Annotated in this window: 2 protein-coding genes and 1 pseudogene; 1 reads left to right on the forward strand and 2 read right to left on the reverse strand. The window is 66.4% G+C overall.

Going from position 1 to position 2,778, the window contains the following annotated elements:
• Window positions 1-425 (forward strand): annotated as a pseudogene (locus G3N61_RS38645) (MFS transporter); the annotation flags it as partial.
• An 86-nt stretch (window positions 426-511) separates the two neighbouring features.
• Here the strand turns inward: G3N61_RS38645 and G3N61_RS38650 are convergent.
• Both G3N61_RS38650 and G3N61_RS38655 read right to left on the reverse strand, forming a co-directional pair.
• Window positions 512-1,654, reverse strand: a complete 1,143-nt coding sequence (locus G3N61_RS38650) for a branched-chain amino acid ABC transporter substrate-binding protein (protein ID WP_043185084.1) — start codon at window positions 1,652-1,654, stop codon at window positions 512-514.
• A 415-nt stretch (window positions 1,655-2,069) separates the two neighbouring features.
• The coding region (locus G3N61_RS38655; protein WP_205825073.1) for a nitronate monooxygenase at window positions 2,070-2,778 on the reverse strand (709 nt) is incomplete at its 5' end.

The raw sequence follows: 2,778 nt of genomic DNA on the forward strand, positions 1-2,778 counted from the left end.
CCGCCTATGCCGCGTTCTCGGGCGGGATGGCCGTCGCGCGCTTCGCGGGCGACGCCGTGCGCGCCCGCTTCGGCGCGCCGCAGCTCGTGTTCGCGAGCGCGTCGCTCGCCTGCGCGGGGATGATCGGCGCGCTGCTGCTGCCGTATTCGGCCGCGGTGCTGACCGGCTTCACGCTGATGGGCCTCGGTCTCGCGAACATGATGCCGGTGCTGTTCGCGGCCGCCGCGCGCGTGAAAGGCATCCACGCGGCCGAAGGGCTCGCGCACGTGGCCGGGCTCGCGTATTTCGGCATGCTGTTCGGTCCGGTCGTGATCGGCGCGGTCGCGCAGGCCGCGAACCTGACGATCGGCCTGTCCGTCGTCGCGCTGTGCGCGGCGCTCGTCGCAGCCATCGCGCCGAAGGTGCTCGCGCGGCTGAAGATCTGACCGCGCGGTCCGCGCCGGCCCAAAAAGAAAGCGCGCATGCGTTGCCGCATGCGCGCTTCCACCCCTTCTGTTGACCGCTTGTCGCGTTACATCTTCACTTCGTCGAGCAGCGACTTCTTGCCGTTCTTGTAGTTGTACAGCGAGATCACGCCGTGCTGCAGGTCGCCCTTCGAGTCGAACGTCGTCGTGCCGATCACGCCCGAGTAGTTCGTCGTCGGCATCGCTGCGAGGATCTTCGCCGGATCCGTCGAGTTCGCGCGCTTCATCGCATCGACGATGATGTACACGGCGTCATACGTGAACGGTGCGTAGATCTGGATCGGCTGGCCGAAGCGCTTCTCGTACTTCGCCTTGAACGCCGCGCCGCCCGCCATCTTCTCGAGCGAAGCACCGGCTTCCGAGCACACCACGTTGTCGGTCGCGTCGCCGGCCAGGTCGGCCAGCTTTTCCGTGCACACGCCGTCACCCGCGAAGATCTTCGCGCGCAGGCCGAGCTGCTTCGCCTGCTTCGCGAACGGGCCGCCCGTCGCGTCCATGCCGCCGTACATGATGGCGTCCGGATTCTCGCCCTTGATCTTGGTCAGAATCGCGCGGAAGTCGACCGCCTTGTCGTTGGTCGCGTCATGCGACATCACCTTCAGGCCGAGCGCCTTGGCCTTCTTCTCGAACTCGTTCGCGAGACCCTGGCCGTACGCAGTCGAATCGTCGACCACGGCCACGCTCTTGATGCCCTTCGAATGCGCGTAGTTCGCGAGTGCCGGGCCCTGCTGCGCATCGGTGGCCACCACGCGGTACGTGGTCTTGAAGCCCTGCTGCGTGTAGGCGGGGTTGGTCGCCGACGGCGAGATCTGCACGATGCCCGCATCGCTGTAGATCTTCGAGGCCGGGATCGACGTGCCCGAGTTCAGGTGGCCGACCACCGCGACGACCTTGTCGTCGACGAGCTTCTGCGCAACCTGCGTGGCCTGCCGCGGGTCGGCCGCGTCATCCTGCGGGTCGAGTTGCAGCGTGATTTTCTGGCCGCCGATCGTGAGACCCTTGGCGTTGATCTCCTCGACTGCGAGACGCGCACCGTTTTCGTTGTCCTTGCCCAGGTGTGCAATGCCGCCCGTCAAGGGCGCGACGTGGCCGATCTTGACGACTTGATCGGCGGCCGCGTTGCTTGCAGCTGCAACGCACAGCATCGCCGCGGCGGTGATCGGCAACAGCTTTTGCATCTTGATATTCATGTAAGTCTCCAGTTTCGGTCCCAATAAACGCCATCGCCCGGTGCCCCGCTGCCATCCCTGTGTTTGCAATCACTGGACGATTCGCCGGTTGCATCGTTCATGCACTTGGCCTCAGCACGTGAAAACGGCCGCTTTTAGCAGCTGCCCGCCCGTACTTGCGCGCAAGTGTAGGTGATCAAATTAATTTGTGGGACTTTTTTGGGGTAGTGGTATCACTACCGATATGCGCACTTTGGAATGACTACTCGAATATCGCTGCGAGCCCCGCTGGATAAGGGTTTCCGCTAATTCCTGGCGACTGGCTGAAAGGTCGTTTTAAAACATTCCCGGGGCATTTCGATTCGGTATTTTGTGCCCGCGATCATTGAATGAAACGCGCGTGACAACGCGCGTTTCGTCGTCCGATATGAACGATTCAGGCAGCCGCCGCACGCCATTCGGCATCGAGTGCGGCAACGAGCTGCGACGTCGTCAGCGCATCGCCGCGCCGCCGCGCGAGCGGCGCGCCCTGCCCGGCCCACAGCGACAGGTAATCGCCGTCGTTCGCGCGTGCGGCGGCCTGGCGCAGCGGCTGCGTCAGCGCGTTCTGCACCGGGTACGGCGCGGCATCGGCCACGCGTTCGCCGAGCCGGGCCATCAGCGTGTTGCGCAGCCCGCGCGCGTGGCGGCCGGTGATCGCACGCGTGACCTGTGTCGACGTATCGGCACTCGCGAGCAGGCGCGCCTTCCAGTCCGCCGCGATCGCGCTTTCCGTGCAGGTGAGGAACGCGGTACCGAGCTGCGCGCCCTGCGCGCCGAGCGCGAGCGCGGCCGCGATCCCGCGGCCGTCCATGATGCCGCCCGCGGCGAGCACGGGCAGGCCCGTCGCGTCGACCAGTTGCGGCACGAGCGCGAGCGTGCCGATCAGTGCATCGTCCGCGGAACCGATGAACGTGCCGCGATGGCCACCTGCCTCGGCGCCCTGCGCGGACAGCGCGTCGGCGCCGGCCGCCTGCCATGCGAGCCCCTCGGCCACATGCGTCGCGGTGCCGATCACGTAGGTGCCGGCGGCCTTCAGGCGCGCGACGTCGGCCGCATCGAGCACGCCGAACGTGAAGCTCGCAACGGGCACGCGCAACGCCACC

It is taken from the genome of Burkholderia sp. Ac-20349 (assembly GCF_017104865.1).
Classification (GTDB): Bacteria; Pseudomonadota; Gammaproteobacteria; order Burkholderiales; family Burkholderiaceae; genus Burkholderia; species Burkholderia aenigmatica.